This window comes from Streptomyces sp. GQFP (genome assembly GCF_021545335.1).
Classification (GTDB): Bacteria; Actinomycetota; Actinomycetes; order Streptomycetales; family Streptomycetaceae; genus Streptomyces.
The window spans coordinates 253,210-278,006 of record NZ_CP089312.1 but is presented as its reverse complement, the minus strand read 5'-3'; the positions used below and the strand labels follow the sequence as shown (position 1 = coordinate 278,006).

Sequence of the window (24,797 nt, the reverse complement as noted above, 5' to 3'; positions counted from 1 at the left end):
GGCGGGTGCGGGCCCGAACTCGGCCTAGACCCGGAGCAGTTGCAGCTCGTGGAGGTCGGGAGGGCGGGCGCCGCCCGGGATCCGGGACGGGCCGAGAGCGCGCCGGGCGGGCGCGGTGCTCAGCTGGTCCAGGGCGGCTGCCCGGTCCGCGCCGATGAAGGGCGCGTGGTTGAGGACACCATGGTGGCCCGGGGTGTGACAGCCGTGGAGCGGGCCCTCCTGACAGGGGTCCCGGTCGGCCGCGTGCACGACGTGCGCCGACGTCGACCGCGACGGCCCGGCGTCCGGCGAGGGCAGCGAGCCGGCACAGGAGAACGCGAAGGTCGCGAGGACGAGAACCAGGACGCCCAGCAGATGCGGGAGGCCGCCGCGGGCATGCCGCGTCGCGAGGCGACGCACCCGTGCAGCGGACATCGGGACACCTGAAGTTGAGGGAGGGGCCAAGGAGGCAAGCGCCGATGAAATTATCAGACCGCAGGGGGTGTGCTACTGCCGCGCCCTACCCCAGGTCATTGACCAGCACCGCCGCCCCGTCGAACCGCCCGCCCTTGAGATCCCGCAACGCCTCCGGCGCCCGCGACAGCGGATAGGTGTGCGTGGTCGCGTGTACGCCGTGCAGCGCGGCCAGCGACAGGAACTCACGGGCGTCCTCGCGGGTGTTGGAGGTGACGCTGCGCAGCTCCTTCTCGTAGAACAGGTCGGTGTCGTAGCGCAGCGGCGGGATGTCGCTGAGGTGGATGCCCGCGACCGCCAGCACCCCGCCCCGGTCGAGGGCCCGCAGCGCCACCGGCACGAGGTCGCCGACCGGCGCGAACAGGATCGCGCTGTCCAGCGGCTCCGGCGGCGGGTCGTACGCCCCCTGCGCCGAGGCCGCGCCGAGCGCGAGCGCCAGCCGCCCCGCGGCCGGGTCCCGGGTCAGGACATGCACCCTGGCGCCCTCGGCGAGCGCGACCTGCGCACACAGATGGGCGCTGCCACCGAACCCGTACAGCCCGAGCCGCCCGCCCGGCGGCAGCGCGCACCGGCGCAGCGCGCGGTGACCGATGATGCCCGCGCAGAGCAGCGGAGCCAGGGCGACGTCGTCGATGTCGCCGAAGGGCAGTCGGTGGGCGAACGCGGCCGGGACGGTCGTGTACTCGGCGTAGCCGCCGTCCGCGTCCCAGCCGGTGTACTCGGAGGCCGGGCAGAGGTTCTCCGCCCCGCGCAGACAGTGGACGCAGGTACCGTCCGTGCGACGCAGCCAGGCCGCACCCACCCGGTCACCTAGCGCGAAACCGCGCACGGCCGGTCCCGCCCCGGCCACCACGCCCACCACCTCGTGCCCGGGCGTCACCCCGGGCCGGTGCACGGGCAGATCCCCCTCGGCGACATGCAGATCGGTCCGGCACACCCCGCACGCGCGCACACGCACCAGCAGTTCGTCGGCGCCGGGCACCGGCACCGGCCTCTCGACCAGCCGCAACGGCCCCTCCCCGGGCCCCACCGGGCCGGGCCGCTCCACCGCCCACGCACGCATCGTCCCGTCGGCCATGCCCTCCAGTCTGTAACAGCCCGGGTCGCTCGGCGCGCGCCTCGGCCGAAGCCTGACTAGCGTGAGAATTCGGACCACCCGACGAGACCGGAGAGGCCGGAATCATGGCCGTGCAACCTGAGGGAACCCCCTGTTGGGCCGACGCGATGTTCAGCGATGTCGAGGGAGCCAAGAACTTTTACGGCGAGGTGCTGGGCTGGACCTTCGGCGAGTCGTCGTCGGAGTTCGGCAACTACACGCAGGCGTACGCAGACGGCAAGGCGGTCGCCGCCGTCGTCCCGCCCATGCCCGGGCAGGAAGGGCAGTCCGCGTGGTGTCTGTACCTCGCCTCGCCGGACGCCGCCGCCACCGCCTCCAAGATCCGTGAGAACGGCGGCGAACTGCTGATGGAGCCGATGCAGGTGGGCGACTTCGGCACCATGTGCCTGGCCCGCGACCCCGGCGGCGTCGTCTTCGGCGTCTGGCAGGCCGGTACCCACGAAGGCTTCGAAGCGGGAGCGGAACAGGCCGGCGCCTACTGCTGGGCCGAGGTCTTCACACGCGAGGTGGAGAAGTCGGACACCTTCTTCCCGGCCGTCTTCGGCTACTCGGCGAAGCAGATGCAGGACGACGCCATCGACTTCCGTATGTACGACCTGGGCGAGAACACCGTCCTGGGCCGGATGCGGATGACGGACGACTTCCCGCCCCAGATGCCGCCGTACATCAACGTCTACTTCAGCGTCGCCAACTGCGACGACGCCGTCGCCATGGCCACCAAGCTCGGCGGTGTGCTGCGCTTCGGCCCCATGGACAGCCCCTTCGGCCGGTTCGCCGCGCTGAGCGATCCGCAGGGCGCCAACTTCTCGATCATCGACGTGACGACGACGGCCGGTGAGATGCCCAAGTCGACGGACGTGGACTGAGCGAGGCACCTGACGGGGGCGGCCGGGGGCCCGGTTCGCGCATGGCATGATCGAGCGCATGCGTGAACGAGTGGTGGCCGCCTGCGACGGGGCCTCGAAGGGAAATCCGGGACCGGCGGGCTGGGCCTGGGTGGTGGCCGACGGCTCGGAGAGCCCCGCCCGCTGGGAGGCCGGGCCGCTCGGCACAGCCACCAACAACGTCGCCGAACTCACCGCGCTGGAACGCCTGTTGACGGCCGTCGCCCCGGACGTACCGCTGGAGATCCGCATGGACTCCCAGTACGCGATGAAGGCCGTCACCACCTGGCTGCCCGGCTGGAAACGCAAGGGCTGGAAGACGTCCGCCGGCAAGCCGGTCGCCAACCAGGAACTCGTCGTCCGTATCGACGAACTCCTCGACGGCCGCTCCGTCGAGTTCCGCTACGTCCCCGCCCACCAGGTCGACGGCGACAAGCTCAACGACTTCGCCGACCGCGCCGCCAGCCAGGCCGCGATCGTCCAGCAGTCGGCGGGCAGCGACCTCGGCTCCCCGGAACCCCCGGCCTCGCCGGACACCCCACGCCCCAAGGCCACGAAGACGCCCCGGCCGCGCAGCGGCAACTCCTCGAACAACCGCACCCTCAAGGCAAAGTTCCCCGGCCGCTGCGTCTGCGGCCGCGCCTACGCGGCAGGCGAAACGATCGCCAAGAACCCCCAGGGCTGGGGCCACCCGGAGTGCCGCACGGCCGAAGCGCCCTGAGGCGCCCCGCAGGGGCAGCCTCTCAGGGGCGCGGGGAACTGCGCGACCAGCCCCCACCGGCCCGCAGCGGAAATCCATCCCCACGCCCACCTACTGCTACTCTCCGACGCGAACTGACCACCTTCTGTAATCGCTAGGGGTGTGTGTGAAGGTCGCCTGTGTCGGAGGCGGGCCCGCCGGCCTGTATCTCTCGATCCTGCTGAAGCTCCAGGATCCGTCCCACGACATCACCGTGTACGAGCGCGACCCGGCGGGCTCGACCTACGGCTGGGGCGTCACCTACTGGCAGGGGCTGCTCGACAAGCTCCACGAGCACGACCCCGACTCCGCGCGGGCCGTCGCCGACGCCTCGGTGTCCTGGAACCACGGAGTCGCCCACGTGGGCGACAGTGCGACCCGGCACCCGGGCGACGAGGGCTTCGGCATCGGCCGCCACAAGCTCCTCGACATCCTCGCCGACCGGGCCCGACAGCTGGGCGTACGGCTCGAGTTCGAGCACGGCATCACCGACGCCGCCGAACTGGCCGACGCCGACCTCGTCGTGGCCGCCGACGGCGTCAACAGCGCGCTGCGGGAACAGCACACCGAACACTTCGGCGCCGGGCTGCGAGCCGGACGCAACCGGTACATCTGGCTCGGCACCACCAAGGTCTTCGACGCCTTCACCTTCGCCTTCAAGGAGACGGAGCACGGCTGGATCTGGTGCTACGGCTACGGCTACAGCCAGGACCACAGCACCTGCGTCGTCGAATGCTCCCCCGAGACCTGGAGCGGCCTCGGCCTCGACAAGGCCAACGAGGCCGACGGTCTTGCCCAGCTGGAGAAGCTCTTCGCCGACGTGCTGGACGGCAACCCCCTGATCGGCCGTTCCGCCGCCGACGGCGCCGCCCAGTGGCTCAACTTCCGCACGCTCACCAACCGCACCTGGCACCACGGCAACCTCGTCCTGCTCGGCGACGCCGCCCACACCACGCACTACTCCATCGGGGCCGGCACCACCCTCGCCCTGGAGGACGCCATCGTCCTCGCTGATGCCCTCCGCGTGCACGCCGAACTTTCCACGGCCCTCACCGCGTACGAGAAGCAGCGCAAGTCGGAACTGCTCTCCATCCAGAGCGCGGCCCGCTACAGCGCCCAGTGGTACGAGAACCTGCCGCGCTACATCCGGCTGCCCCCGGCCCGCATGTTCGCCCTGCTCGGCCAGCGTCACTCGCCGCTCCTGCCGTACGTGCCGCCCCAGCTGTACTACGGCATCGACCGGGCGGCGGGGCGCCTCGAAGCGCTGCGCCGGTTCAAGCGCTGGCTCGGGCCGAAGCTGGCCCGCACCGCGCAGAGCCGGGTGCTGGCCTCCCGTACCCGCGAAGAGGCCGAGGTCTCCGGCAAATAGCCTGGTCACGGCGGCTGTTATTGGGTGAATGGCGATTCACCGCTATGGTGAATCGCCATTCACCTCATTTCTTTGTCGCGCAGAGCGGCCGGCCGCTGGAGTACCGATGGACCAGCCTGTCCCGATATCCGATCCTTCGGCCCCGCCCGCGCGGAGCCTGCGCGAGCGGATGACCGTTCCGGCGCTGGCGTTCGGCGGGATGCTCTATGCGGTCATGCAGACCGTCGTCGTCCCGCTCCTGCCCGACCTGCCCCGGCTGACCGGCGCCTCGCCCGGCGCGGTCTCCTGGATGGTGACCGCGACGCTGCTGTCCGGCGCCATCCTCACCCCGGTACTGGGACGGGCCGGGGACATGTACGGCAAGCGACGGGTGCTCATCGCGGGCCTCGGGCTGATGGTCGTCGGCTCGGTGATGTGCGCCCTGTCGTCGGACATCGGTGTGCTCATCACAGCGCGGGCCCTGCAAGGCGCCGCGTCCGCCGTCGTACCGCTCTCGATCAGCATCCTGCGTGACGAACTGCCGCCGGAGCGTACGGGGAGCGCGGTCGCGCTGATGAGCGCCACCGTCGGGATCGGCGCCGCCCTGGGGCTGCCGCTCGCCGCGCTGATCGTCCAGTACGCGGACTGGCACGTCATGTTCTGGGCGACCGCCGGGCTGGGCGCCTCGGGCGTGGCGGCCGTGTGGTGGGCGGTGCGCGAGTCGCCCGTCCGGGAACCGGGGCGCTTCGACGTCGTGGGCGCGCTGGGGCTGGCCGTCGGGCTGGTGTGTCTGCTCCTCGGGGTCGTCGAGGGCGGCGAGTGGGGTTGGAGCAGCCCGCGCATCCTGGGACTGTTCCTCGGCGCGGTCGGGGTGCTGGGCCTGTGGTGGTGGCAGCAACTGCGCACCCGGGAGCCCCTGGTGGACCTGCGGCTGGTGGCCAGGCCCCGGGTCGGGCTGTCCCATGTCGCCGCCCTGCTGACCGGGTTCGCCTTCTACTCCAACTCCCTGGTGACGGCCCAGCTGGTGCAGGCGCCCGAGGCCACCGGGTACGGGCTCGGCCTGTCCATCGTCGAGACGGGCCTCGTCCTGCTCCCCGGCGGCATCGTCATGCTGGTGTTCTCGCCCGTCTCGGCCCGGGTCTCGGCGAAGTACGGGCCGCGCGTCACCCTGGTCATCGGCACGGCGGTCATCGCGCTCGGCTATGTGGTGCGCATCGCGGACAGCCGCGACCTGTGGATGATCGTCGTGGGCGCCTCGGTCGTCGGCCTGGGCACCACCTTCGCCTACTCGGCCCTGCCCACACTGATCCTGCGGGCCGTACCGCCCGGCCAGACCGCCTCCGCCAACGGCGTCAACGTCCTGATGCGCACGGTCGGCCAGGCCATGTGCAGTGCCGCGGTCGTCGCCGTGCTGGTACGCCACACCAGCCCGGTCGCCGGTACGCCGGTGCCCACCCTGCACGGCTATCTGCTGGCGTTCGGGATTGCGGGCGTCGTCGCCCTGCTGGCCTGCACGGCGGCCCTGACCATCCCCGGCGAACCGGCAACCGGCGGCACCCGGCGCGCCCGCGGCCGCACCAAGGGCGTCCGGGACGGGGCGATGGAGGGAGCATGAGTGTCGTGCGCACCCCACCGACGACCGACACCCCGACCGAACCGGCCCCGCGCCGGGACGCCGACCAGACGAAGGCCGCCATCCTGCGCGCCGCCCGGTACCTCCTCGCCCGCCACGCCCAGGCGGACATCACGCTCAAGTCCGTCGCCGAACGGGCCGGTGTCAGCCCGCCGTTGATCCTCAAGTACTTCGGCAACAAGGACGCCCTCTTCACCCGCGTGATGTCCTTCGAACAGGACGCCGAAGCCCTGCTGGACGCACCCCTCGACGAGCTCGGCCGCCACATGGTCCGTCTGCTCCTCACCGGCCATACCGAACGCGGCGCCGACCCCGTCCTGCGGATCGTGTTCGCCCCCCTCCAGGGCGACCGCGGCGACATCATGCGCGCCAACTTCCGCACCCAGGTGAGCGAGCGCCTCGCCGCCCGCCTCACCGGCCCCGACCCGGGCCTGCGCGCCGAACTGGCCGTCGGCACGCTGCTCGGCCTGGGCGTCATGTACGGCATCGCCCGGGGAACGCATCTATGGGAGGCGACGATCGACGACATCGTGGACCGGTACGCGCCCACCGTCCAGGCCCTGCTGACCCCTTGACGGAGTGTCAGCGCAACAGCCGGTCGAGGAACGCGTTCCCGAACACGCGGTGCGGGTCGAGCCGGTCCAGGGTGCCGACGGCCTGCTGCCACACGCCGTCCCCGTGGGAGGCAGGTACGGCCGTACCGATGACCTCCTCGTCGCTCCACGCAGCCGTGTCCGTGTAGCCCCACCCCTTGGACCACTCGACCCTGGTCAGCGCGTGCCCGCCGTCGTACGTCCTGAGCAGGAACTGTTCGAGTTCGCGGAAGAAGGCCTCCGCGTACGGCGTCCCGGGCAGCGTCAGGACGTCCAGCCAGACGGCGGTGTCCCACTCGGGGTGCCCGTCGACGGGCCGCAGCGCGGACAGCAGCGGGGCCCGGGCGCCGGCCGAGTCGGTGTCGCCAGGCTGGTCGAGGCCGGTGGCGCGGATCTCGACGGTGCCGTTGACCGGGAAGCGCCCCTGCGCGGCGTACGCGGCGAGGCGTTCCCGGTAGAACGCGGTGAACTCGGCGATCACGCGCTGCACTTGGTCCCGGCTGGTCAGCACCGCGTAGCCGTTCGCGGTGACCCGGAGAGTCGTCGGCTTGACGTACAGCAGCGTGTTCTTCGACGGCCCCCAGATGTCCGCCGACAGCGTCGCCACCAGCCCGAGCGCGGCCACGTCCAGCTGTGCGTTGCCGAGCACCGGCGCGAGATACCAGGCCCCGTCGGCCAGGATCCGCCCGGCGAGGTCCGCCACCAGGGTCGGGACGTTGTCGGAGAACGGATAGTTGTACGGTGACGACACGCGCCGTGAGGTGAGCGGTCTGGTCGGGGCGACGCTCCACACCTTCAGCCACGGGAACTCGGTGAAGGCGAACCAGATCGTCTCCACCCGCCCGGCCTCGTCGAGGAAGCTCGCGAAGGTACGCGCGCCGGAGTCGCCGCCGGGCGCCGCGAACAGCTCGGACGCCGGAATGTCCGTACGGCTGACGCAGCGCAGGTTCGCGTTGGCCCCCACCCGCAGGACGACCTCGACGACCAGGGAACGGCCGAGGTGGGTGAGCAGCGCCGCGCAGTCCGCGTCGTCGCGGTCGAACGTCCGCAGGACATAGGCGTCGGCGTCCTCGTCCCAGACGACCGCCGTGAGCGACAGCACGAGGTTGCTGAGCGAGCCGTACGTGTGTCCGGGCTGCCGGGTCTCGCCGTCGGCCGGTACGGCGGTGCCGTGGGCGTCGACGGCCAGCGCGCCGCCCAGTGTGAGGTCGCCGGGCGCGGGCGCGGCGGTGACCCCGAGTCCGTGCTCCTCAAGGTGGGTGAGCAGGGCCTCCAGGGTGATCCCGGTGCCGGCGCGCACGGCGGCGGGGCCGGTCGATTCCAGGGCGATCCCGGTGAGGTGGGGAGCGGTGTCGATCAGGAGCACGGGTGCGTCGGACTCCGTACCGTCGGTGATCGTCAGGGGCGACCAGCCGTGCGCGGAGCCCCGGGCGCGGACCGTCCAGCCGTGCCGCCAGGCCCAGTTGACGACCTCGACCACCTGACCGGCGTCGGCCGGGGCGCAGGCCCACAGTCCGTCGGCGGTGATCTCGCCGACCCAGTTGCGGTAGCCGGAGCGGTAGGGGGTGACGTCCGCGGGGAAGTCGGGCAACTCGGCTGCGGCGACCGCCGGATCGGCCGGGATCGCGACGAGGGCGAGGGCGGCGGCGCCGAGCAGGAAGCTCCTGCGCGTCCAGGGAGTGCCGGAGTCGTCGGTTCGCGCCAGTTGATCAGTCACCCGGTCACGCTAGGCGCTCCGGTGGAAGGGCGGTATATGGCCTGCGGGTCCGTCGTGGTCGCGCCCGCGCGGCGGAGCCGCAAGTCGATACAGCCCCGCGCCCCTTTGGGGCGCTGCCGAAGTGCACCGGAGCTTGCCAGGGCCGCCCGGACGTCTGCCGGCACGGATTCGTTGCGACTTTCACCAATTCACTCTTGTGGGTGACGTGAAGGTCTGAGACGCCGGCCCCCGCCCCTGTCCGTCCGTCCGCCGGACGGATGACAGACTGACGCCATGGACGAGCGTGTAATCGGTAGGTCGGGTCAGCGGGTGTCGGTCATCGGCCTCGGAACGTGGCAGTTGGGCGCCGACTGGGGCGACGTGGAGGACAAGGACGCCCTCGCGGTGCTGGACGCGGCGGTCGAGTCGGGAGTGACCTTCTTCGACACCGCCGACGTGTATGGCGACGGGCGCAGCGAACAGACCATCGCGACCTTCCTGCGTGGCAGGCCCGAGCTGGATGTGCTGGTCGCGACGAAGATGGGCCGGCGGGTCGACCAGATCCCCGAGAACTACGTCCTCGACAACTTCCGCGCCTGGAACGACCGTTCGCGGCGCAACCTCGGCGTCGACCGGATCGACCTGGTCCAGCTGCACTGCCCGCCGACCCCGGTCTACTCCTCCGACGAGGTCTTCGACGCCCTCGACACCCTGGTCGACGAGGGGCGCATCGCGCGGTACGGCGTCAGCGTCGAGACCTGCGAGGAGGCGCTCACCGCGATCGCCCGCCCGGGCGTGACCAGCGTGCAGATCATCCTCAACGCGTTCCGTATGAAGCCCCTCGCCGAGGTGCTTCCGGCCGCCGAGAAGGCGGGCGTCGGCATCATCGCCCGCGTCCCGCTCGCCTCGGGCCTGTTGTCGGGCAAGTACACCAAGGACACGGTGTTCCCCGAGAACGACCACCGCACCTACAACCGGCACGGCGAGTCCTTCGACCAGGGCGAGACCTTCTCCGGCGTCGACTACGCGACCGGCGTCGAGGCGGCGGCCGAGTTCTCCGCGCTGGCCCCGGAGGGGTACACCCCGGCCCAGCTGGCCCTGCGCTGGATCCTCCAGCAGCCGGGTGTGACCACGGTCATCCCCGGCGCCCGCTCGGCCGAGCAGGCTCTCGCCAACGCGGCGACCGCCGCCCTGCCGCCGCTGTCGCAGGAGACGCTCACCGCGATCCAGGACCTCTACGACCGCTGGATCAAGGCCCAGGTGGAGAGCCGCTGGTAGCGGACGGACGTACGCGTGTCACGGCGTGTCATGGCTCCAGGAGCAGCTGCTGTTGCTGCTCCTGGTCGCCGGAGACGCTGCCCCGGTCGTGGGCGGTGAACGTGCCGGTGAGGGTGGCGCCCGCGCAGCGGACTGCCTCGGGCGTGCCCTGCACGGTGACCGTCACGGGCGCCGACAGCGGCTCGTGTTTCGGATGACCGGGCGCGTGCGACTCCGTACCGACGGTGAACGCGGCTGTGTGCACCGTGGAGTGCCCGTCGTCGTCCCCCGGGAACTCGTCCGCCGGTCCGAAGGCCGACTCCAGGGCCCGTACGACCGTCTGCGCGTCGGCGGCGTTGCCGCCGCTGACCGTGAGGGTGAGCTGTGTTCCGGACATGGCCGGACCTCCTCCACTGTGGCCACCGTGGTGCACCTCGGGTAACCGCCCCGCCGATCATCCAAACCGTCCGGCCGGGATCTGATCGAACCGCGCTCGACGGGGCACTCGGAGCTGACAGACACGTCAGGACGCGGATGCCGGGAGGAACCATGTCGGACACAGATGGTGGGGGCGGCACGCGCGACCGGGGGCGGGAGGAGACCGAGGAGGAGCGCGCCGACCGCAGATGGGGCGAGCTGATCCAGGAGGTCCGGGTGGCCCAGACGGGCGTACAGATCCTGTTCGGCTTCTTGCTGACCGTCGTGTTCACGCCGAGGTACGAGCAGCTGGGCGACACGGAGCACACGATCTATATCCTCACCGTCGTCCTGGGCGCCGCCGCCACCGGCGCCCTGATCGGACCGGTCGCCCTGCACCGGATCGTCTCCGGCCGCCAGGTGAAACCCGAGGCTGTGCAATGGGCCTCACGTCTGACCCTGGCCGGTCTGGTGCTGCTGTTCGCGACGATGATCTCCGCGCTGCTGCTGGTCCTCCGGGTGGCCACCCACAACGACTTCGTGCCCTGGCTGGTCGCGGGCGTCGTCGTCTGGTACCTGGCCTGCTGGGTCGCGGTGCCGATGTGGACGCGCCACCGCTACACCGAGGACTGAGCGCGCACGGTCGCGAGCTGCCGGTCGTGGACGCGGCTCAGCACGAGCAGCGAGACGGTCGCCCCGATCAGCGCGCAGAACATGTCCCACTGGGTGTCCCACACATCGCCCTGCGTGGCCAGGAAGTCGTCGGCCGCGGCGCCGCCGATCACGGCCGCCGCCCACTCGAACATCTCGAACACCGCGCTGAAGGCGAGACAGGCGCACACCGTCAGCGGTGCGAGCCAGCGGCTGCCGCGCAGCGGTGACGTACGGCTCAGCAACTCCCGTACGAGAATCGCCGGGACGAAGCCCTGCATGAGGTGGCCGAGCCGGTCGTACGGATTGCGGTCGAGGCCGAACGTGTCGCGCGCCCAGTCGCCGAGCGGAACCTGCGCGTAGGTGTAGTGGCCGCCGACCATCAGGACGAGCGCGTGCAGGGCGAGGAGGCAGCACAGCAGGTTGGTGAGTGGGAAGCGCCGCCAGGTCAGGACGATCACGGGGAGTCCGACCATGATCCAGACCGTCTCCAGGAACCAGGTCATCAGATCGTGCGGCTGCCACACCGACACCGCGAGTCCGACGGCCACCAGCCCGGCGAGCAGCACGGGAAGGTGCCGTCGCGGGGCGCCGGTGGCCGCCGGGAGGGTGGGGGCGAGGGTGTCGACTGCGGGCATCGGGACGCTCCTTGTGGTGGGAGCATCATCGTGGGGGAGCGGCCCGGCCCCGGGCATGAGTACGAGTACTCAGCCCGGAGCGCTCCAAGTCCCTACGCGGGTGCGGTGCGTGACGCGCGCAGCGCCGAGATGCACGAGGAGATGGCCTCCTGGAGTTCCTCCAGCTGCTGGACCATGTCGTCCTCGGCGAACTCCTCGACGTCGTCGAAGGTCAGCTCCTCGAACGCCTTCGTCGCCTTCGACAGGCTGTTGTAGAACTTCGTCCGCCGTTCCTGGACGCGCAGTTCGGGGTCGGCCTCGACGGCCTCGACGACGAGGCCCTTGAGGGTGTCGTAGGCCTCGCTCGCCCACTCGCCGGTGTCCTCGTCCTCGTCCAGCTCGTCGAGGAGGGAGAGGTGACGCTCCGCCTCCTGGCGCAGGTCGACGGGCGCGTCGATGGTCTGCCCGGCGGGCGTCTTGACCTGGCCGGACTCGGCGATCTGACGGACGTATCCGACCCGGTCGGCCGACCGGGACTCGGTCGCGACGGCCTTCTTCAGGTCGTCGGTGCGGACGATGTCGCGCGCCAGCTCGGCCTGGAGATCCGGGTCCTCCTTGATCCGGTCGAGCAGGGCGTGCCGGGCGGCGCGGGCCGTCGAGGGGTCCGCCATGATCGCGGCCCGCAGCGCGGTCGGGTTCTCCGCGACCTCCAGCGCCTTCGTCGGCCGGATGCCCTCGGCCTCGGCGGCCTCCGTGATGGCGGTGCCGCGCTCCGAGCCTGCGCTGGAACGTGAGCTGTAGTACGTGAGCCACAGGTCGTAGCCCGGGAGTTCGACGTCCTGGCCCGGCGCCAGTGCCTCGAAGTGCGGGACGACACCGTCGTCGGCGGCCTTGTCCCAGGCCTTGTAGTAGCGCATGACCCGCTCGGGCGAGCAGTCGGCGAGCCCGGCGAACTCCTTGGCGGAGACCTTCGGCGTCTCCCCGGCGGACTCACCACCGGGCCGCACGCTGCGCGCCACCTTCAGCCCGAAGGCCCAGCCGCCGGTCCGCGCGTAGGCCCCGAACTCCTGCGCGTCACGCGCCACGAGCGGAGACACGTCGAGGCCGACGGAGGCCTCGGAGGAAACGTTGTCGGGCTCGGCGGCCGGCTCCGACCAGTCGGACCCGTCGAACTCCTCGGACACGGGGGACACCTCCGGTGTCTCGGACGGCTCGGGCATCTCCGATGCTTCGGACGGGGCGATCGCTACGGTCACAGGTGACTCTCCCGGGCAAGGCTGAACGGACTGCGAAGGTACAGACAGGCAGCCTATATGCGCTCATTGACGCTGCTTCGGCAGACCGGGCCCGACCCGGATGCCGGCCTGTCACCGGGCCCGCACACCCGGTGGTCGACACGTGTCCCCAGCCATGGCTGAACCCGGCTCACTCTCTGAAGGTACGCAGGAAGGTGTTCAGCGCCTGCCGGTTGGCGGTGTCGTTCCAGTCGGCCGCGGGTGTCGTCCAGCGCAGCGAGTAGCCCGTGTTCTGGCCGGTGAGGAAGCCCCGGCCGAACGTACGGATCCGGATGCCCTCGAAGTCGGACGTCCACTCCATGTCGGCGGCGCTCCGGCCGCGATAGTTCGTCGCCCGGATCTCGCCGATCCGCTGGAAGCCGATGCCCTCGGCAATCAGACCGGGCTGGACGTCGTCGCGCCACACGGCGACCGGGTCGGCCCGGAGCGCCTCGCTGTAGGTGACGGTCAGCGTGCGCGGGTCGTCGTCGGCGCCGAACACGATGCGATAGGCGACGTTGCCGGGGGAGACGTCCTCGCTCAGCCGCTTCCAGCCCTGGGGAAGCGCGACGGAGAACCCCTCCGGGGCGTTGTACACCCGGAACCCGGCGGGCAGCGCGTTGGCGTCGGTGACGGGGCGCGACGCGGTGGGTGTGGGCGAGGGCGCGGGAGACGTGGCCGGGGCCGACGGCGACGGTGAGACCGGCCCGGAGGCGGTGGCGCTCGGCTCGGGGGGCTGCTCGGGGAGGGCGGTGTTCCCGCCGGCGGAGGAGGCCGACGGAGGGACCGGGGCGGCGACCGACGGGCTGGTGTCCGCGCCGGACGCCGAGACGTCGAGGCCGGGCAGGTTGTCCGTCGTGGCGAGGACCGCGACGGTGACCGTGACGGCGGCCAGGGCCGTACCGGCGACAGCGAGCTTGTTCGTGCCGCGTCTGTTCCAGGTCCGGCCGGCACGCCGCGCGGCACCGGCACAGGCGTCGCGCAGCCGGGCGGAGGGCACCGGCTCGTCCGAGGTGTCGGGGTCCTCCCTGATGACCCGGATCAGGGCGTCCCGTACCACCGGAGCGGTCAGCCGTTCCCGGGCGTTCTTGCGCAGCAGCCCCGTGATGGCCTGGGTGAGGGGACCGGAACGCACCGGGCTGCGCAGCGGCAGCCGGTCGACCGCCTTGAGCGTGGCGTCGGGTCGGCCCCGGTCACGGAACGGCGGCCGCCCCTCGGCCATCGCGTAGAGGATCGCGCCGAGCGCCCACAGGTCGGCCGACGGCTCGGCGCGCCCCCCGTGGGCCTGCTCGGGCGAGGCGTACGAGGGTGCGCCGACCCGGGACGCGGAGGTGGCGCCGGCCAGGCCGAAGCCGGTCACCACGACCGGGCCCTGGTCCCGCACGAACACCTGGCCGGGGCTGAGTTCGCCGTGCACGATGCCCTCGCGGTGCGCCGCGTCCAGCACGTCGAGCACGTCGAGCGTGATGCGCGCCGCCCGCACGTAGTTGAACGTGCCCTGCCGCTCCAGGAGTTCGCTGAGCGGTGTGCCGTCGATCCACTCGGCGACCGTCCAGAGAGTGCCGAACTCCTCGACCACATCGATCACGACGCCCACCCGCCCGGGCAGCACCAGCCCGAGGATCTCGGACGCGCGCATCACCCGGGCGATGGTCCGGCGGGCGGTCTGCTCCCGGGGATCGGGCGGGAGTTGGATCTGGGTCAGGACGACCGGGCGCTCGGATGCGGTGTCCTCGCCGTACCAGGAGACCCGGTTCGTTTCGCGATGGACGACATCGAGAAGTCGGTACCTGTCGGCCACCAACTCGTGTGTGGAGACGTGCGCCTTGACCATGGCCATCCCTCGCTGAACCCCCGGCTCTCACCTTTCCCAGAGGTACGACGGGTGCGACGGGGTGTGTTCAATTATTCGGCAACTCCTGGGCCCGATTCCCCTTTTATTCATCTGCGCCGAGCACGTGTGCGAAGAATTGGGTGAATTCACTGGACCTGAGGTGTGGGCCCGCACACGATCTCGCCACGTGATCTCCCGCACAGCCCCCGCCGTCGTCAGTGCTGCTGGGGCTTCTGCGGGGTCGCCTCGCTCGGGCGTACGACGACGAACCCCTCGCCCTGGAGCATCAGTTGGGCGGCCTCGCCGGAACCGCCGCGGATCATCGAGCCGAAGGACTGCGAACGGTGCAGCGACGTCTGGAGGCTCGCCGTCCAGCCGACGACCGCGTCCGTGTCGACGTACACCGGATACTGCGGCGAGACCGGGATCACCAGCGGACTGCCCTCGCAGACCAGGCCGAGCTTCCCCTGCCCGGTGAAGACACTGTTGAACAGGCCCCCGCCGCTGATCCCCGCTCCCTTCACGGTCTTGATCTCGTACGTCAGTGACGCGTCGAAGCACAGCACGTTGCGGCCGTTGACCGTGAAGACGTCACCCGGGTCGATCTCGACGATGAAACAGCTCTGCGCCTCGTGCGCGAACCACGCCTCGCCCTGCCCGCGCACCGCCATCAGGGGCAGCCCCTCACCCGTGACCGCACGCTTCAGCATGCCGCCGACGCCCTGCCCCTTGCGCTCGAACTGGAGGTTGCCGCGGAAGGCGATCATCGCGCCCTGGCGGGCGAACATCTCCCCGTTGACCGCGTACTTGATGGACTTGGCGTTCTCGACGGTCATCCCGGGCGCTGTGGCCGGCTGCACCATGTACTGACTGGAAAAGAGGTCACCCTTCATGTGGGCATCGTGTCCCGCAGGGGGCCGTTCCGCCAGGAGAACGCGCGGAACGGGGAGAATCCGGGGGGAGTGACGCGGCCGGAAGCGCCCCCTTGCGCATCGGAAGACCCCCTGTCGGCAGGGCGGTGACGCTACGTTGTAGGGCAGGGCCAACTACGTTCCGCCACAAGGAGGTTGCCCGGTGACGCAGGACTCGTCCGCCCTCGGCACACAGACGCCGGAGAAGATCGACACGACGGTGCCGCACTCCGCCCGGATCTGGAACTACTGGCTCGGCGGCAAGGACAACTACCCGGTCGACCACGAGGCGGGCGACGCCTTCCGGGAGATCTTCCCCGGCATCACCGACCTCGCCAGTGACTCCCGTGCCTTCCTCGGCCGGGCCGTGCGCCATCTGGCCGGCGAGGTCGGGATCCGGCAGTTTCTGGACATCGGCACGGGCCTGCCCACGGCGGACAACACCCACGAGATCGCCCAGCGGGTCGCCCCCGACGCCCGCATCGTCTACGTGGACAACGACCCCCTGGTCCTCACCCACGCCGCGGCCCTGCTCACCAGCGCGCCCGAGGGCGTGACCGGCTACATCGACGCCGATCTGCACGACCCCGACGCCGTACTCCGGGAAGCGGCACGGACCTTGGACCTCAGCCGGCCGGTGGCGCTCACGCTGATGCAGGTCAGCGGGCACATCGCCGACTACGACGAGGCGCGGGCCATCGTCCGCACGCTGATGGACGCGCTGCCGCCGGGCAGTTGGTTCGCCTTCAACGACAGCGTGGACACCAACAAGGCCAACGCCGAGGCCACCCGGCTCTACAACGAGAGCGGGGCCGTGCCCTACTACCTGAGGAGCCCGCAGCAACTCGCCGGCTTCTTCGACGGGTTGGAACTGCTGGCCCCCGGTGTCGTCCCCATCACCGACTGGCGACCCGATCCCGACACGGCACGCGGTGTGGGGGACGTGATCGCTCTGGGCGGCGTCGCGCGCAAACCGTAGGCATCCCTTCAGGCGCCGAAGAGCTGCGTCCAGTACGTGCCCGCCTTGCCGCCGCCCGCGAAACCGATGCCTATGTGCGTGAAGTCCCGCTTGAGGATGTTGGCGCGATGGCCGGGGCTGTTCATCCACCCGTCCACGACCTCGGCGGGGGAGCGCTGCCCGCACGCGATGTTCTCGCCAATCATGCGCCGCGTGGACCCCGCCGCGGCGGCCCGGTCCCATGGCTGGCTGCCGTCGGGCCCGGTGTGGGAGTAGAACTGGCGGACCACCATGTCCGTACTGTGCGCCTGCGCGGCCCGGGTGAGCAGGGCGTCGGCGGCCAGCGGCGGCAGCCCCGCCCGGGCCCGTTCCCGGTTGGTGAGGTCCGTGACCTCGGCGGCCGTCCGGTCCAGGTCTCCGGGCAGGAGGGGCCGGGCCCAGAGCGCGGTCCAGTACGTGTCCCCCGTACGGGACCCGGTGACGTACGCCAGGCCGACCTGGGTGAACGCCGGGTCGTACAGGGTCCGTCGGGCCTGGTCCGTGCGCAGGCAGTAGTCGACGAACTCCTCGGGCGTACGCGGCCCTGAGACCAGGTGCTCGCCGATGGTCAGATACGTGTACCCGGCGGCGGTGACACGCTGGTGGACGGAGGTGCCGTCCCGGCTCTCGGTGCCGAGGCGGCCGGCCGAGGCCATGTCGGCGGCGTGCGCCTGAGCGGCGGCGCGGAGCCGCTCGTCGAGGGAGACGGGCGGGGAACCGGCGGCGGCACGGGCGGAGTTGACGAGGGTGAGGAAGCCGTCGGCGGGGGAGAGCGGGCCCGGTCCTGCGGCCAAGGCGCCCGGGGACACCGACCCGGGGCGCGCACCGGCGGCAGGCGCGGCGGCCGGTGACGGGGTGCCCGTCGACCGGGACCGGCGAGAGGCCGCCGCCTCCGACAGGCGCGAAGCGGCCCCCGACAACCGCGAGGCCGCGTCGGACCAGCGGGACGGCGTACGCGGGGCCGCGCCTGCTGCCGGGAGAGGCGAGCCCGACCCGGCCGACCCAGATCCGGCCGTGCCAGATCCGGCCGTGCCAGATCCGGTGCCAGATCCGGCCGTGCCCGACCCGGTTATGCCCGACCTGGCCAACCCAGACCCGACCGAGCCAGACCGGGCTGACCCATTTCCGGCCGTGGCCGACCCGGCCGAGCCGGATCCGGCTGCGCCCGCCCCAGCCGTGCCCGACCCGGCCGACCCAGACCCGGCCATGCCTGATCCGGCAGAGGCCGAAGGCCCGTCGTCCGCGACATCCACCCCGAAGTCCCGGGCCAGGCCCGCCAGCCCGTCCGCGTACCCCTGCCCCAGCGCGCGCAGCTTCCAGCCCGTGCCCCGCCGGTACAGCTCCGCGAGCAGCAGCACCGTCTCCCGCTGCGGACGCGCCGGTGTGAACCGAGCCAGCGTGCGGCCACCGGGGCCGGTGACCTGGAGCGTGGGTGCGGGCAGCCCGCCCAGCGCTGTACCGGGATCGGCCGCGCTGACGACCACCGTGACGCGCGTCGCGCCGGGGCGCAGGCCCGCCGGGTCGACGGTGAGGGTGTCGCCGTGCAGCCGGGCTCCCGGTGCCGTCGGCTGGTTGTAGAACACGAAGTCGGCGTCGCCGCCGACCTTGCCACCGTCGTCCGTCACCAGTGCGCTGACATCGAACGGGCCCGGCACCCGGAGCGTGAGGGTGCCGCCCGGCAGGGGCGTGTTGCCCCCGGGAACCAACTCGCTCATCGCGCCTGCCCTGGGGTCGTCGTTCGTGCCCCATGGGGGCGTTGCCCCTATAACGCCCGGCCAGGGCGCCGCAGTTCCCCGGCCGACGACAGCCGACCGGGGAAAGCGGGCGGCTACGACTCCTCGACGCGCACCAGATGCACAGCGGTGCTGGACCAGTCGCCGGGCGCGAGATCGAGCCGCATCCCGTACTCGCTCAGCACGTTCGCATGGTGCACTGCACCCGTGCGCGCGTCCCGGTACCGGGCGCCGGGCGTAAGACCCCGCAACCGCACCGGAATGCGAGGCAGACCGTGCCGGGGCCCGTACCGGAAGCCCAGCACCAGAGCCTCCGCCCCGCCCTCACCGACGTACTCCACCACCGTCGGCTCCTCACCGAGCGGCCCCGACAGCCGGTACAGCTCCCCGTGCTGCACGACATGCCGCACCTTCTTGTACTCGGCCACCAGCGCCGCGCCCTCCGCCAGTTCCTCCTCGGACCAGCGCGTCAGATCACCGCCGATGCCGAGCAGCCCGCACATCGCCGCGTGGAAACGGAACCGCAGCGGCACCGAACGCGCCGTGAGCTGATTGGGCACGTCGGTCACCCACGCCGACATGGCACGCGCCGGATACACCTGCCCGAACCCGTGCTGGATCACCAGCCGGTCCACGGCGTCCGTGTTGTCGGACGTCCACGCCTGATCCGTACGGGACAGGATGCCGAGGTCGATCCGGCCACCGCCGCCACTGCACGTCTCCACCCGCAGCCCGGGATGATCGGCGCGCAGCCGGTCGATGACGCCGTACAGATTCGCCACGTACCGCGTCCACAGCCGGTCGTTGCCGTCCCGCTGCTCCGGCCAGCCCGACTCGCCGAACGCCCGGTTCATGTCCCACTTGAGGAAGTCGACCCCGTGGTCCCCGACCAGCCGGGTCAGCCAGCCGTACGCCCACTCGGCCACGTCGTCCCGCGCGAAGTTCAGGACGAGCTGGTTGCGCATCTCGGTACGCGCCCGCCCGGGTACGTGCAGCACCCAGTCCGGGTGTTCGCGGTACAGCGCGCTGTCCGGATTGACCATCTCCGGCTCGACCCAGATCCCGAACCGCATCCCGAGCCGGTGCACGGCGTCGGCCAGCGGACCGAGCCCCTCGGGGAACCGCTCCGGAGTCGGCGTCCAGTCGCCAAGACCCGCCCGGTCACTGCGCCGCGCCCCGAACCAGCCGTCGTCCACGACATACAGCTCCACCCCGAGTACGGCGGCCCGCTCGGCCAGCGACTTCTGGCTCGCCTCGTCGACGTCGAAGCCGGTGGCCTCCCACGAGTTGTAGAGCACCGGCGCCAACTCCCGCGCCCGGGGCAGCACATGGGTCGTCGTGTACGAGTGCCAGGCACGGCTCGCCGCCCCGAACCCGCCGTCCGTGCACAGCCCGGCGAACACCGGCGTGGCGAACTCCTCACCCGGCGCGAGGGGTACCGACGTCCCCTCGTGGCCGACGCCTCCGGTGAAGCCGGCCAGCCCGTCGGGGGTCCGCTGGGCCGTGATCCGCCAACTCCCGCTCCAGGCAAGGGCCGCGCTCCACACCCGGCCGTGCTCCTCGCTCGCCTCGCCCGAGTCGAGCATCACCCAGGGGTTGGCGTGATGGCTGGTGATACCGCGCCGACTGGTCAGCACCGTCTCGCCGAACGGCAGCGCGTCGCGCCGCAGTTGGCTCTCGGCCGACCACTGGCCGGTGACATGGCTGAGCCGGTAGCCGGGGAGCGGCGGCAGCGTCCAGGCGGCGGAGTCGGCGCGCAGCAGGTCGAGGTGCTCGTCACCGGCGTTGCGGATCACGGTCCGGCGCTCGATGACGTCGGTGTCGGCGCGGACCGCGTAGTGCAGTGCGACATGCAGGGGGTAGCGGCGGTCGCGGAACTCCAGCACCAACTCGCTCGCCCCGGACGCCGGTTCGAGGATCTGGTGGCCGATCGGCTCCCACTCGAAGCCACGGGAGGAGTCCGCGTACCGGACCTGGAGCGAGGGCGGGCCGTAGCGGGTGCCGCCGTCGACGGGGAGCTCCTCGCCCACCGGAGGCCGCCCCTCGAAGCTGCTCGCCGTCTCGACCGCCGGAACGATGAGCGCGCCCGCCTCCGACAGGGTCAGCCGCGGTCCCCACGCGAGATGACAGGGCGCGCCGGTCTCGTCGATCCGCAGCGCGTACGACGTGCTCGGGGTGGTCAGCAGCCAGACCCCGGTGTCCGGGTCGTGGGAGATCAGCGGCATGGTGCCTCACGTTCGCGTGACCATCGATCATGTGTCAATGGGGTGCTGGTTTCGGTCTTTCGTAAGTCTAGGGGCGGCCACAGCGGTACTTCATGCCATCCTCGCTTCTTTCATTGACAGCGGAAAATAAGCGACCTAGGTTCCGGCCATGCCCTCGATGTCCTCGACACCCTCGACCTTCGGTGCCGAGGTGTTTCCGGCCCATACGCCCGCCGCCTCGCAGATCTTCACCACGGTCCTGTCCCACGGCCCGCTCACACGCGCGGACGTCGCCCGGCGCGCGGGGCTGTCCGCCGCCGCCGTCACGAAGGCGGTCCGCCCGCTGATCGAGGCCGGCTATCTGGTCGAGGACGCGGACGACGAGGTACGTCCTGTCGTGGGGCGGCCCGCGAGCCTTGTCCGCGTCGACGGCGGGCGGGCGCTGTTCATCGGCATCAAGATCACCGGCGACGAGATCTTCGGCGTCCTCACCGACCTGTGCTGCCGGATCTTCGTCGCCCGGCACCTTCCACTGCCCGCCCGTGCGCCCAAGGCGGTGCTGGCCTCGGTCGCCGAGCTGGTACGGGAACTGCTCACCGAGGCGGACGGCTTCGGGGTGCCGGTGCTGGGCTGCGGCATCGCCGTCGCCGGAGAGGTCGACCGCGTCCAAGGGGCCGTTCGCTACTCGCCGTTCCTGGAGTGGCGTGACGTGCCGCTCGCCGAACTCGCCGCCGTGACCACGGGGCTGCCGGTCACGGTCGACAACGACGTGCGTGCGCTCACCGTCGCCGAGCAGTGGTTCGGCGCAGGCGTGGGCCTCTCCGACTTCGCCGTGGTGACCGTCGGCGCGGGCATCGGCTGCGGGCTCGTGGTCCACGGTCGCGTGGTCGCGGGGGCGCACTCGGTGGCCGGCGAGATCGGGCATGTCACCATCGATTCGGCCGGCCCGGTCTGCCACTGCGGCAAGCGGGGCTGCCTGCAGGCGTACGCGGGGGACGCGGAGATCGTCGCCAGGGTCCGGGAGATCACGGGCACGTCGATCACCGACAGCGCCGAGGCCGTCGCCATGGCCCACGCCGGCCACCCCGGAGTACGGGAGGTGTACGCACGGGCCGGCGAGGCGATCGGGCGGGGCATCGCCACCGTGGCCAATCTGCTCGGCCCCGAGCGGGTGATCATCTCCGGCGAGGGGCTGGCCGCGTACGACCTGTTCGCCGAGCAGATCCGCGACGCGTTCACCGCCACGGCGTTCGGCTCCGCCGCCCGCTGCGACCTGGTGACCCGGCCGCTGCCCTTCGAGGAGTGGGCGCGCGGGGCGGCGGCGACGGCGATCCGGTCCTTCATCCGGGCGGATCAGTAGTAACGGGTCAGCAGCAGCGAACCAGTGGCAGCAAGTCAGAAGTTGCAGGCCAGTAGCAGCAGGTCAGGACCGCGCGGTCAGCGCGAACCCGGTGTCGGCCCCGCCCCGGTCCCTGCCTCCCCGCCCGCCGGGATCAGCCCCTCCCGATAGGCGACCGCCACCGCCTCACCCCGGCTCCCGACGCCCAGCTTGGCCAGGATGTTGGAGACGTGGACACTGGCCGTCTTGCCGCTGATGAACAGTTCCTCGCCGATCCGACGGTTGCTGCGGCCGAGGGCGAGCAGCCGCAGGACCTCCTGCTCGCGGGCGGTGAGAGGCGTCGAGGCGGTGCGGAGAGCCTGGGCGGGGGAGAGGGCCGTGGTTCCGCTGCGTCCGATCAGGACGTCCAGCTCCTGGAGCAGGGGCGCGGCGCCCAGCCGTACCGCCGTCTCGCGTGCCGTCCGGGCCTGTGCGGCAGCCTCCTCGCGGCGGCCGTCCGCCAGCAGGGCCTCGGCGAACCGCCTTCTGCAGCGTGCCTGTTCGTACACCTCACCGAAACCGAACGCGGTGACCGCCCGCTCCCACGCCTCGACCTCGGGACCGCCCGTCGCCCGGGTCCACTCCGCCTCCGCACGGGCCAGCCACGCCAGCCCTTCCGGGCCCTGCGGGGTGCCGTCCCGGCCGCTCAGGGCCTCGGACCGGGCCAGCTCCAGCAGCTCCGTCGCCGTGTCCGTCCAGCGAAGGGTCCCCGCCTTGTCGCCGGACCCGCGCAGCCGTACGGCCGTGTCGGCGACGGCGGCCAGGGCGAGGGCGGCGAGCCGGACCGCCACCTCCGGGCGCGCCCCGGCGTCGTCGGTGAGCGCCTTCACCGTGCTGTGCACGCGCTCCACGGCCGCCTCCGGGGCCCCTGCCTGGGCTGCGGCGTCCGTGAGTACGACGCTCGCGACCAGCGTGGCCATCCAGTCGAACGGGCCGTCCAGCAGGGCCCGCGCACGGTCGACGGCCCCCAGGTCACCGCGTGCCAGTGCCACGTACAGCGAAGGCCCCGACACATACCCGGTGGCCGCGGGGAGCACCTCGGTGTCGGCCGTCGCCGCGCGGACGCACTCGTCCCAGCGGCCCAGCGTGTACAGCACCAAGGACTGCAGGTAGCGCATCTCCCGGGGATAGGGCGAGGAGAGGAGGCCCGCGCGACGGGCGCGGTCCAGGCCCTCGGAGAGCCACGGCAGGCACTCGTCCAGCATCCCTGACTCGTAGTAGCCGATCGCGAGACTGAACAGCGCGCGCATCTCCACCGGCGAACTGCCCGCCCGCCGGGCCAGTTCACGGGCCTGGCGGAGCCGCTCGCGACCCTGGGGCGTACGGCGGCCCCCGGTTTCGAGAGCCGCCAAGGAGATCAGGAGATCGGCCTGCGCGTCCAGGATCTGCAGCTCCTCGGCGACAGAGAGGGCCTGCCGGGCCACCCGCAGCGCGGTGTCGTTGTCGCCCATCTGGCGTGCCGCCATGACATGGGTGGCCGCCGCCCACACCCACGTCCGCGACGGAGGATCGGCCGGGATCATGGCCAGCGCCTCGCTGCTGTACGCGAACGCCGCCGCCAGATGGTCGACGTTCATGAGGTTGTCGGCGAGCGTGTAGCGGACGCGGGCCGCGAGTTCGGTGTCCGTGTCCTGGCCGACCCCGGCGAGCGCGGCCCGGGTGAGCGACACCGCGCGGTGCGACTCCCCGGCGTGCGCCGCGGCGGCGGAGGCCCGCAGCATCAGCGTCACCGTGTCCAGGCCCTCACCCTTGGGACGCGCGCTTGCCTCCACCGCCGGCCACATGTCGAGGGCGGCCTCCAGATGCCGTAGCTCCTCCGCGGGCGCGCCCACGCAGTCGGCGTGCTCGGCGGCCTCCAGCGATGCCGTGAGCGCCTCGGCCAGGTCGTGGCTCTCCCGGTAGTGATGGGCGCGCTCCGCCGCACTCTCGGCAGGCCGGCCCCGCCCGGACAGCAGCCGCGCGAACGCCCCGTGCAGCCGCGACCGCTCGCCGGGCAGCAGATCCGCGTAGACGGCCTCGCGGGCCAGCGCGTGCCGGAAGGAGTACGTGTCGCCCTCGCCGGAGACGAGAAGCTGCCGTTCCACCGCCTCGCGCAGCGCCGACTCCAGCTCGTCCTCCGGCAGTTGGACGGCGTCGCTCAGCAGATCGTGCTCGACCCGCCGCCCGGCGACGGCGGCCGTCCGCAGCACCTGCTGGGCGGTGTCGGACAGCTGCTCGAAGCGGATGAGAAGAACGTCGGCGAGCCCGCTGGGTACGCCCCCCGACTCCGCGTCGGTGGCCGCGAGCAGCTCCTCCGCGTAGAAGGCGTTGCCCTCGGCACGCTCGACGATCCGCCGCACGGTCGTGTCGGGCAGCGGCCCCTCGCCCAGGGCACGCACCAGCCGGGCCACCTCGGCGTCGCCCATCGGCCGCAGCTCCAGCCGCTCCACGGCGGGCAGCCGCACCAGTTCCGCGAGGAGCGGGCGCAGCGGATGCCGGCGATGGAGATCGTCCGCGCGGTACGACGCGAACACCGCGAGCCGATGGCCCGGCGCGCCGCTCGTGGGCCCCTGGAGCACGCCCCGGCTGAGCAGGAACCGCAGCAGATCCCGGGACGACTGGTCGGCCCAGTGCAGGTCCTCCAGGACGAGCAGCAGCGGAGCGACCTCGGTGACATCGGCCAGCAGCCCCGCCATGCCCTCGAACAGCCGCAGCCGCCCACCGGCGTCCCGCACCCCCTCCTCGGCCCCGCTCCCGAGCAGCCGTCCGACCACGGGATGCGCGGCAAGCGCCCCCGCGAACCGCTCGTCGGCGGCCAGCACCCCGAGAACCTCGGTGAACGGCAGGTAGGGCAGACCGACGTCACCGAGATCGACACAGTGCCCCGTGAGTACGGTCATCCCCCGCTCCGAGGCCTGCCCGGCAACCTCCGCGAGCACCCGAGTCTTGCCGACCCCGGCGTCTCCGGCGATGAGCACGGCACGAGCCTCACGGACGCGGGCACGGTCCAGCACACCGGCGAGACGGCTCAGCTCGTCGTCCCGGCCGATGAGAGGGGTGTTGAAGAGGTTTTGAGACACGA

At 71.9% G+C, this 24,797-nt stretch carries 20 protein-coding genes; 9 read left to right on the top strand and 11 right to left on the bottom strand.

Features of this window, described 5'->3' with window-relative positions; translation table 11 throughout:
- Positions 1 to 24: 24 nt before the first annotated feature.
- Both LUX31_RS01325 and LUX31_RS01320 read right to left on the bottom strand, forming a co-directional pair.
- A complete protein-coding gene (locus LUX31_RS01325; RefSeq protein ID WP_235472655.1) occupies positions 25 to 414 on the bottom strand; it encodes a hypothetical protein in 390 nt (129 codons plus the stop codon).
- A gap of 85 nt (positions 415 to 499) precedes the next feature.
- The gene (locus LUX31_RS01320) at positions 500 to 1,516 is read right to left on the bottom strand and encodes a zinc-binding alcohol dehydrogenase family protein (protein ID WP_235479759.1); all 1,017 of its coding nucleotides are present in this window, start codon (positions 1,514 to 1,516) and stop codon (positions 500 to 502) included.
- A gap of 119 nt (positions 1,517 to 1,635) precedes the next feature.
- Here LUX31_RS01320 and LUX31_RS01315 point away from each other — a divergent pair, with 119 nt between their 5' ends.
- The 5 genes from LUX31_RS01315 (at position 1,636) to LUX31_RS01295 (ending at position 6,749) form a co-directional block, all read left to right on the top strand.
- Positions 1,636 to 2,436 (top strand): VOC family protein, encoded by an 801-nt coding sequence (locus LUX31_RS01315; protein ID WP_235472654.1) that lies wholly within the window; start codon positions 1,636 to 1,638, stop codon positions 2,434 to 2,436.
- Between the two features lie 46 nt (positions 2,437 to 2,482).
- Positions 2,483 to 3,175 (top strand): ribonuclease H family protein, encoded by a 693-nt coding sequence (locus LUX31_RS01310; protein ID WP_235472653.1) that lies wholly within the window; start codon positions 2,483 to 2,485, stop codon positions 3,173 to 3,175.
- 145 nt (positions 3,176 to 3,320) lie between these two features.
- Positions 3,321 to 4,562 (top strand): FAD-dependent monooxygenase, encoded by a 1,242-nt coding sequence (locus LUX31_RS01305; RefSeq protein WP_235472652.1) that lies wholly within the window; start codon positions 3,321 to 3,323, stop codon positions 4,560 to 4,562.
- Between the two features lie 106 nt (positions 4,563 to 4,668).
- Complete coding sequence (locus LUX31_RS01300; protein ID WP_235472651.1) at positions 4,669 to 6,156, top strand: MFS transporter; 1,488 nt, start codon at positions 4,669 to 4,671, stop codon at positions 6,154 to 6,156.
- Positions 6,153 to 6,749, top strand: coding sequence for a TetR/AcrR family transcriptional regulator (locus LUX31_RS01295; protein ID WP_235472650.1), 597 nt, complete (start codon positions 6,153 to 6,155; stop codon positions 6,747 to 6,749). The genes LUX31_RS01300 and LUX31_RS01295 overlap by 4 nt, the downstream gene beginning before the upstream one ends.
- A 7-nt stretch (positions 6,750 to 6,756) precedes the next feature.
- Here LUX31_RS01295 and LUX31_RS01290 read toward each other — a convergent pair whose 3' ends face one another.
- Positions 6,757 to 8,484: a cholesterol oxidase substrate-binding domain-containing protein gene (locus LUX31_RS01290; protein WP_443045916.1), complete on the bottom strand. Its 1,728-nt coding sequence runs from the start codon at positions 8,482 to 8,484 to the stop codon at positions 6,757 to 6,759.
- A gap of 273 nt (positions 8,485 to 8,757) precedes the next feature.
- On the opposite strand from LUX31_RS01290, the gene LUX31_RS01285 reads away from it, so the two are divergent.
- Positions 8,758 to 9,741, top strand: coding sequence for an aldo/keto reductase (locus LUX31_RS01285; RefSeq protein WP_235472649.1), 984 nt, complete (start codon positions 8,758 to 8,760; stop codon positions 9,739 to 9,741).
- Between the two features lie 28 nt (positions 9,742 to 9,769).
- On the opposite strand, the gene LUX31_RS01280 is transcribed toward LUX31_RS01285, so the two are convergent.
- Complete coding sequence (locus LUX31_RS01280) at positions 9,770 to 10,117, bottom strand: hypothetical protein (RefSeq protein WP_235472648.1); 348 nt, start codon at positions 10,115 to 10,117, stop codon at positions 9,770 to 9,772.
- A 152-nt stretch (positions 10,118 to 10,269) separates the two neighbouring features.
- Here LUX31_RS01280 and LUX31_RS01275 point away from each other — a divergent pair, with 152 nt between their 5' ends.
- Entirely contained in the window at positions 10,270 to 10,770 is a 501-nt protein-coding gene (locus LUX31_RS01275; RefSeq protein WP_235472647.1) for a DUF6328 family protein, read from the top strand.
- Here the strand turns inward: LUX31_RS01275 and LUX31_RS01270 are convergent.
- The 4 genes from LUX31_RS01270 to LUX31_RS01255 form a co-directional block, all read right to left on the bottom strand.
- Positions 10,755 to 11,426, bottom strand: a complete 672-nt coding sequence (locus LUX31_RS01270) for a DUF2238 domain-containing protein (protein WP_235472646.1) — start codon at positions 11,424 to 11,426, stop codon at positions 10,755 to 10,757. The two genes, LUX31_RS01275 and LUX31_RS01270, sit on opposite strands and share 16 nt — an antisense overlap.
- Positions 11,427 to 11,518: 92 nt before the next feature.
- Positions 11,519 to 12,661, bottom strand: a complete 1,143-nt coding sequence (locus LUX31_RS01265) for a hypothetical protein (RefSeq protein WP_235472645.1) — start codon at positions 12,659 to 12,661, stop codon at positions 11,519 to 11,521.
- A 169-nt stretch (positions 12,662 to 12,830) separates the two neighbouring features.
- Positions 12,831 to 14,513, bottom strand: a complete 1,683-nt coding sequence (locus LUX31_RS01260) for a protein kinase domain-containing protein (RefSeq protein ID WP_235472644.1) — start codon at positions 14,511 to 14,513, stop codon at positions 12,831 to 12,833.
- Positions 14,514 to 14,728: 215 nt separating this feature from the next.
- On the bottom strand, positions 14,729 to 15,406 hold the full coding sequence (locus LUX31_RS01255; RefSeq protein WP_235472643.1) for an AIM24 family protein: 678 nt from the start codon (positions 15,404 to 15,406) through the stop codon (positions 14,729 to 14,731).
- Positions 15,407 to 15,587: 181 nt separating this feature from the next.
- On the opposite strand from LUX31_RS01255, the gene LUX31_RS01250 reads away from it, so the two are divergent.
- Positions 15,588 to 16,403 (top strand): SAM-dependent methyltransferase, encoded by an 816-nt coding sequence (locus tag LUX31_RS01250; protein ID WP_235472642.1) that lies wholly within the window; start codon positions 15,588 to 15,590, stop codon positions 16,401 to 16,403.
- An 8-nt stretch (positions 16,404 to 16,411) separates the two neighbouring features.
- Here LUX31_RS01250 and LUX31_RS01245 read toward each other — a convergent pair whose 3' ends face one another.
- Positions 16,412 to 18,136: a CAP domain-containing protein gene (locus tag LUX31_RS01245; protein ID WP_235472641.1), complete on the bottom strand. Its 1,725-nt coding sequence runs from the start codon at positions 18,134 to 18,136 to the stop codon at positions 16,412 to 16,414.
- 113 nt (positions 18,137 to 18,249) lie between these two features.
- On the bottom strand, positions 18,250 to 20,379 hold the full coding sequence (locus tag LUX31_RS01240) for an alpha-galactosidase (protein WP_235472640.1): 2,130 nt from the start codon (positions 20,377 to 20,379) through the stop codon (positions 18,250 to 18,252).
- Between the two features lie 157 nt (positions 20,380 to 20,536).
- On the opposite strand from LUX31_RS01240, the gene LUX31_RS01235 reads away from it, so the two are divergent.
- Positions 20,537 to 21,718, top strand: a complete 1,182-nt coding sequence (locus LUX31_RS01235; protein ID WP_235479757.1) for an ROK family transcriptional regulator — start codon at positions 20,537 to 20,539, stop codon at positions 21,716 to 21,718.
- 77 nt (positions 21,719 to 21,795) lie between these two features.
- Here the strand turns inward: LUX31_RS01235 and LUX31_RS01230 are convergent, their stop codons facing one another.
- The gene (locus LUX31_RS01230; RefSeq protein WP_235472639.1) at positions 21,796 to 24,795 is read right to left on the bottom strand and encodes a helix-turn-helix transcriptional regulator; all 3,000 of its coding nucleotides are present in this window, start codon (positions 24,793 to 24,795) and stop codon (positions 21,796 to 21,798) included.
- Positions 24,796 to 24,797: the final 2 nt, after the last annotated feature.

Bases quoted from the DNA above. Each gene is read 5' to 3' on its own strand.
- LUX31_RS01325 (WP_235472655.1), bottom strand. From the start codon at position 414: ATGTCCGCTGCACGGGTGCGTCGCCTCGCGACGCGGCATGCCCGCGGC.
- LUX31_RS01320 (WP_235479759.1), bottom strand. From the start codon at position 1,516: ATGCGTGCGTGGGCGGTGGAGCGGCCCGGCCCGGTGGGGCCCGGGGAG.
- LUX31_RS01315 (WP_235472654.1), top strand. From the start codon at position 1,636: ATGGCCGTGCAACCTGAGGGAACCCCCTGTTGGGCCGACGCGATGTTC.
- LUX31_RS01310 (WP_235472653.1), top strand. From the start codon at position 2,483: ATGATCGAGCGCATGCGTGAACGAGTGGTGGCCGCCTGCGACGGGGCC.
- LUX31_RS01300 (WP_235472651.1), top strand. From the start codon at position 4,669: ATGGACCAGCCTGTCCCGATATCCGATCCTTCGGCCCCGCCCGCGCGG.
- LUX31_RS01295 (WP_235472650.1), top strand. From the start codon at position 6,153: ATGAGTGTCGTGCGCACCCCACCGACGACCGACACCCCGACCGAACCG.
- LUX31_RS01285 (WP_235472649.1), top strand. From the start codon at position 8,758: ATGGACGAGCGTGTAATCGGTAGGTCGGGTCAGCGGGTGTCGGTCATC.
- LUX31_RS01280 (WP_235472648.1), bottom strand. From the start codon at position 10,117: ATGTCCGGAACACAGCTCACCCTCACGGTCAGCGGCGGCAACGCCGCC.
- LUX31_RS01275 (WP_235472647.1), top strand. From the start codon at position 10,270: ATGTCGGACACAGATGGTGGGGGCGGCACGCGCGACCGGGGGCGGGAG.
- LUX31_RS01270 (WP_235472646.1), bottom strand. From the start codon at position 11,426: ATGCCCGCAGTCGACACCCTCGCCCCCACCCTCCCGGCGGCCACCGGC.
- LUX31_RS01260 (WP_235472644.1), bottom strand. From the start codon at position 14,513: ATGGTCAAGGCGCACGTCTCCACACACGAGTTGGTGGCCGACAGGTAC.
- LUX31_RS01255 (WP_235472643.1), bottom strand. From the start codon at position 15,406: ATGAAGGGTGACCTCTTTTCCAGTCAGTACATGGTGCAGCCGGCCACA.
- LUX31_RS01245 (WP_235472641.1), bottom strand. From the start codon at position 18,136: ATGAGCGAGTTGGTTCCCGGGGGCAACACGCCCCTGCCGGGCGGCACC.
- LUX31_RS01240 (WP_235472640.1), bottom strand. From the start codon at position 20,379: ATGCCGCTGATCTCCCACGACCCGGACACCGGGGTCTGGCTGCTGACC.
- LUX31_RS01235 (WP_235479757.1), top strand. From the start codon at position 20,537: ATGTCCTCGACACCCTCGACCTTCGGTGCCGAGGTGTTTCCGGCCCAT.